The sequence below is a fragment of the Oligella sp. HMSC05A10 genome (genome assembly GCF_001808335.1).
Classification (GTDB): Bacteria; Pseudomonadota; Gammaproteobacteria; order Burkholderiales; family Burkholderiaceae_B; genus Oligella; species Oligella urethralis.
Genome location: NZ_KV792949.1, coordinates 21,680 through 27,847 on the forward strand (window position 1 = coordinate 21,680; position 6,168 = coordinate 27,847).

The 6,168-nt window shown below is 46.7% G+C and carries 3 protein-coding genes; all 3 read left to right on the forward strand.

Translation table 11 applies throughout. The features are described from left to right. Positions 1-17 precede the first annotated feature (17 nt). A complete protein-coding gene (gene nadA, locus HMPREF3144_RS09300; RefSeq protein WP_141742770.1) occupies positions 18-1,187 on the forward strand; it encodes a quinolinate synthase NadA in 1,170 nt (389 codons plus the stop codon). 117 nt (positions 1,188-1,304) lie between these two features. Continuing rightward, the gene (locus HMPREF3144_RS09305; protein WP_070477588.1) at positions 1,305-3,446 is read left to right on the forward strand and encodes a PhoX family protein; all 2,142 of its coding nucleotides are present in this window, start codon (positions 1,305-1,307) and stop codon (positions 3,444-3,446) included. Between the two features lie 354 nt (positions 3,447-3,800). Next, the coding region (locus tag HMPREF3144_RS09310) for a hypothetical protein (protein ID WP_210394309.1) at positions 3,801-6,168 on the forward strand (2,368 nt) is incomplete at its 3' end.

Below are 6,168 nucleotides of genomic sequence, written 5' to 3' on the forward strand. Positions count from 1 at the left end.
GAATTAAAGGAGTATCTGTGAGCGTATTATCGACTTGTAGCGCTGGTGGCGCGGAAATTGCCATCCCGATTGATGTGCCAGCGACGGCGACCGAGGCCAGTGCTGGTTATACCGTGAAGGAGGCTTGGGCACGGGTACCGGAGCCATTATCTAAGGAGCTAATGGAGGCGCATAAGCAAGCCATTATTAAGCAATTAAGAGCGCAAAATGCCGCCTTGGTCGCGCATTACTACGTGGCTCCGGAGCTACAGGACTTGGCGCTGGAGACCGGTGGCTGTGTGGGTGATTCGTTGGAAATGGCTCGTATCGGGCGTGAGCATCCGGCTAGCACCTTAATTGTGGCGGGGGTGAGATTTATGGGGGAAACCGCCAAAATTTTGAGTCCGGATAAGCGTGTCTTGATGCCAGATTTGGAGGCTAACTGCTCTTTGGATTTAGGCTGTCCGCCGGATGAGTTCAGTGCCTTTTGTGATGCACACCCTGAGCGTACGGTGGTGGTATACGCTAATACTAGCGCAGAGGTGAAGGCGCGTGCCGATTGGGTCGTGACCTCCTCAATTGCGCTTGAAATCGTGACGTATTTACATCAGCAAGGCAAAAAAATTCTCTGGGGACCGGATCGTCACCTTGGTCGCTATATTCAACAAGAGACCGGTGCGGATATGCTGATGTGGCAGGGCGCTTGTACTGTGCATAATGAATTTAAAGCACAGGAATTATTGGCGCTTAAACAGCAATATCCTGAGGCAAAGGTATTGGTACACCCAGAGTCTAATGCTGAGGTAATTGCACTCGCTGATGTGGTGGGTTCAACCAGTCGTTTAATTCAGGCGGTGACGGCATTGGATGCGCCGACGTATATTGTGGCAACGGATCAGGGTATTCTGCATGCGATGCGCCAACAAGCGCCAGATAAAAGCTTTATTGCTGCGCCGACCGCTGGCACGAGTGCTACTTGTAAGAGCTGTGCTTTTTGTCCATGGATGGCGATGAATGATTTAGTGGGCATACGTCATTGTTTAGAAGCAGGGAGCGGCGAAATTCATTTAGATCCTCACTTAGCTGCGGCGGCCGCTAAACCCATTGATCGCATGCTGGATTTTGCAGCGGCTCATAAAAAACAGATTCGTGCCAGTGGTGATTTGAGTCAGGATATGCATTTGTTTGCTAAGCTGGGTCCAGCATAAGGGGCTCCTGAGTGGCGTTTGTCTAACACTCGGGCTTAGCCTAGCATTGAGTCATAAAACAGCAATAATCTTGTGTGAGAATACCGCTATTTGTTCATTCTTTAGACAGGTATTGCCATGAAGGATTTTGACTTAGATGATATCGCCGCTAACCCGGTAGAAACAACGCCATTTCACGACTTAGTGGTTGCCGCACAATCACGTCGTAATTTTTTAAAAGCCGGTTTAGGTCTTGGCGCCATCGGCTTTTTTGGTTTGGGTTTAAATCCCTTTACTAATGCACAGGCAGCAGAGGGTGTGAGTGCCTCTCAGGGTGCCGCATTAGCCAAATTTAATCCTGAGGAGCTGAAAGCCTTTGCAGGTTTGGAATCGAATGGCTTGGATACGATCACCTTACCTGAGGGCTATAAGTATGCGGTAATTAATCGTTGGGGTGATAAATTACATAGTGACTCACCAGAATTCCGCGGTGATGCCTCTGATAGCGGCGATGATCAGTTAAAGCAAATCGGCTTTAACCACGACGGCTTGCACTTCTTCCCGATCGATTCAAAAGACAGTGTCAGCGGTAGTAGCGTGGAAGGCTTATTAGTGACCAACCACGAGTATGTGACCCCGCACTATTTCTATCCTAAGGGCGTGGTTCCTGGCGGTGAGGGTTGGAATGCGGATTGGGTGCGTAAATCACAGCACGCTCAAGGCGCTTCAGTGGTTCATGTACGTTTAAATGATAAGGGCTTATGGGAGCCAGTACTAGACTCTAAATACAACCGCAATATTAATGCCAACACCTTAATGCAATTGGTGGGTGCGGCAGCTGGCACCGATTTAGTGCGAACCAATAAGGACAGCAGTGGTCGTGAGGTGTACGGTACCTTCGGTAATTGTGGTAATGGCTATACCTTCTGGAATACTTACTTAACCTGTGAGGAAAACTTCACCGATTATTTCGGTGTGGGTAATAAAAACGCCGACGAGGTTGAGTACAGTGCCTTTTTAAATGATAAACAAACCGCTTTATTACAGCGCTATAAGGGTTCAAGCAAAAGCTCTGATGAGGGTTATCGTTGGGATACCCATGACGAGCGTTTTGACTGGACAGTCGAGCCGAACGAAGTGAATCGCTTTGGTTGGGTGGTAGAAATTGATCCCTTTGATCCAGAGTCAAAGCCTAAAAAACTGACTGCCTTAGGTCGCTTTAAGCATGAAAATGCTGCCATTACGCTAGCACCGGATAATCGTGTGGTTGTTTATATGGGTGATGACCAGCGTAGTGAGTATATTTATAAATTTATCTCTAGCGGCAAGTTTGATCCGAATAACGACAAAGCTAACCGTGAGCTATTGCATGAGGGTACGCTGTACGTTGCCGTATTTAGTGATAATGAAGCCAGTGAGGGCTATATGGGTACCGGTAAATGGGTGCCGTTAGTATTGGAGACGGCGACCGTTGACGGTGGTCGTTTGGCTGATTTATTTGCGGATATGGGTGAGTTATTGGTGCATACACGTCAAGCGGCCGATGCGGTCGGCGCCACACCGATGGATCGCCCAGAGTGGGTGGCCGTGCATCCACATAGCAAAGAGGTATTTGTGACCTTAACGAATAACTCAAACCGTGGTAGTGATAAAGCACGTTATCCAGGTGGTCCTAAGCACCCTGGTGTGTATGGTCCTAATCCTCGCAATAAAAATAGCTATGGTCAGATTGTTCGCTGGCGTGAGGCAGCGAATGATGCCACGGCTGATAGCTTTGAATGGGATGTCTTTGTCCTAGCCGGTAACCCAAATATTCATCAGGATGATAAAGCGGGTTCGAGCAATATCGATAAGCGCAATACCTTTAATAGTCCCGATGGCTTAGCGGTGGATCCGCGTGGTTTATTATGGATTCTGACCGATGGTAATTACTCTAATCAGGGAGAGTATGAAGGTCAGGGTAATAACAGCATGTTGGTAGCGGATCCCGAAAGTAAAGTGCTACGTCGCTTTATGGTGGGTCCACGCGGCTGTGAGGTCACCGGCATTACTTGGACGCCTGATATGAAGTATATCTTTGTTAATATCCAGCACCCGGGTGAAGGGCCGATGCTTAAAGAGGCGCAAAATAGCACCAAGGCACCAACGGTTGAAGAAGCGCAGAATAACCCAACCGGTTCCTCTACTTGGCCTGATGGCGACCAAGCAACCCGCCCTCGTCCTGCCACGGTCGTGATTTGGCGCGAAGACGGTAATGTTGTAGGTAGTTTCCCAGCCTAAGTTTTTAAACGCTAAGCTAAAAAATGACTGATAGTTGCTGATGCGCTATCAGTCATTTTGTTTGGTGCTACTTGCCATCAATCGTCTGTAAGTATCGATGGCTGGATCGCTGTGATGCTTATTCCTATTAGCTCCGGCTGTTGCTAATTACCTACGTTTTACCCCCCCCTTAGGTAGTGCTGGTTTTAGTGGTAAAATCAAGTTTGGATTTATCATCACTAGGTACAGTTCAATGAAAGACAATATGAAAAGCTTGCAAAAAAGGGTGCTAACCATGAGCGTCACTCTTTAGATAAGAATAAGAAGAATTTGCAAGGCGTTGTAGTGGGTACTGCCCTGCTAATCGGGGGAGGGTTGACACTAAGTGCGCAGGCTAATAACGTACCAGATGGTACAAATCCTGTTGTTAGGTACTATGCTTTATATAAGATGGGCCAATCTACGTATCAACTGCGTGAAGTGATAAAAAAAGCAGACGGTACTTATGTTTTTATGAACGACCCTGATCGCTCCGTGCCTGAAAATCAAGTGCTTGCAACTAATGAGCAGCATTATATTAGTATCAAGAGTCCTTCGGCGGGCGCTGGCGATGGTAATTATGATAATAAAGGCGCCAAAGGTGCTGGGGATATTGCTATCGGTGTGGGTGCTTATGCAGATTCCGTCTATAAAGAAGGTCAGGCCGGGTCTGGGGCAATAGCCATCGGTTCTGACGCTAGAACAAATAAACCGGATAATGTGGTCATTGGGCACAGAGCCCAGGATATGAAACTGACCCTAGCTGATGGCAGTGAACTGCCCAGTGCTGGGGGGTCTGTGGTGATAGGGGAAAAGGCTGGACGAATCGAAGATAACTTTAGCAAGTTCAACGAACGGGCCGAAGAGTATAAAAAAGTTGGGAAGGAAAAAAAAGACGACCCATTTGATGAAAAGAAAAGGAAAGAATGGCTCAAAACCAAAGAAGGTAATTATGCTGTTGCTCGTGCCGCTCTCGAAGGTAATGTCTTTTTAGGTAAAGAGGCGGGGATAAATGCGTTCGGCACAGAGAGTGTATTAGTTGGGGCAGGCTCGGGTACAAAGCTTTTTGGTTATTCAAATACCATGTTAGGTGCATTTAGCGCTACTAATCTGGTAGGTGACAATAATACAGGTGTTGGTAAGCATGCAGCCTGGCAATTAAAAGGTAATGAGAATATTGTCCTTGGGCGTCAGTCGGGGCAAGAATTGACTGGTGATTATAATCTATCGGGCGGTACAGAATCGGGGAGAGAATTAAAAGGAAATAATAATATTTCCCTAGGACCTTTCTCGGGGAAAGCTTTAGTTGGTAGTCATAACCTTTCTAGCGGTACAGAATCAGGGAGAGAATTAGAAGGTAATAATAATATTTCCCTTGGGCATTTCTCGGGGAAAGCTCTAGTTGGTAGTCATAACCTTTCTAGCGGTACAATCGCGGGGCAAAACTCAAAAGGTGATTACAATATTTCGCTAGGATACGCCTCAGGAGTGGAGTTAGAAAAAAACTATAACGTATCCGTCGGCTATGCCTCAGGGAACAAGTTAAAGGGTGAGGCTAATGTGTCGAGCGGGGTGGCTTCTGGACTAGGTCTGAAGGGAGACCATAATATCTCAAGTGGTACAAACGCAGCACGTGACCTAAAAGGTAATAATAATATTTCCTTCGGATACAGCTCGGGCAATGAATTAGATGGTGACGGTAATATTTCGAGCGGAGAAGGTTCAGCACAAAAATTAAAAGGTAGCAATAATATTTCCCTTGGTAGGCTATCAGGGTCACGGTCAGAAGGCAGCGATAATATTTCTCTAGGAAATAAAGCTGGATATAATGTTCCAGGCACTAAAAATATTGTCATTGGTAATAACACTAATTCTTTCGACAAAAGACCACGTGGTATGCAAAAAATCGAAGGAGCTATTGCTATCGGTAATGACTCAGAAGTGAGGGGCAATAATTCGGCGTCTATTGGTAATGAAAACAAAGTTCTTCAAGGTGTTACTAACACCTTTGTGCTTGGTAGTGAGGTTGTAGCTGACGTTGAGAACTCCGTTTATTTGGGTCATCAGTCCGTAGTTGGGGATGGCGATGCAATAGGAGCACCGAATTGGACAGCAGATGGTGTAGAGGGAGATACCACAACAGCCGGTAACGAAGGCAAAGTAGACAAAGCTATATTTACAGTAAATGGTGAAGAGAAAGAGCAACCATTCACTTTTGCTGGAGCGAAAGCTTCTGGGGCAGTGAGTGTTGGTTATAGTGGCGGTGAGCGTCGACTCCAAAACCTAGCTGCCGGTGAGATTTCGGCTACTTCCACAGACGCTATTAACGGCAGCCAATTATTTGCAGTTGCAAGTGAAGTCTACAAAGGTCTTAACTTTGATGCCAACACGGGTGGTGTTCAGACGTCTAAGTTAGGTTCTACCGTGACGATTAAAGGTGCTGATGCGAATACAGATGCGTCTAAGTTCGATGCGGGTCAGAACCTCATGACTTCTATTGAGAAGCAGGGTGAGGATAGTGTCGTTCGCATTGCCTTAGCGAAAGATCTTGACATTGATAGTGTCAAAGCCGGTGAGACGTTACTGAATAACAATGGTCTAAGCGTCGGTGATAAGGTAAAAGTGAGCAACACAGGCATTACCGCCGGTGCTGTTAGTCTAACCACCGAAGGCATTAATGCGGGTAATACGAAGATCACGAACG

Excerpts from the sequence above, each read along its gene's own strand:
- HMPREF3144_RS09305 (WP_070477588.1), top strand. The coding sequence starts at position 1,305 with ATGAAGGATTTTGACTTAGATGATATCGCCGCTAACCCGGTAGAAACA.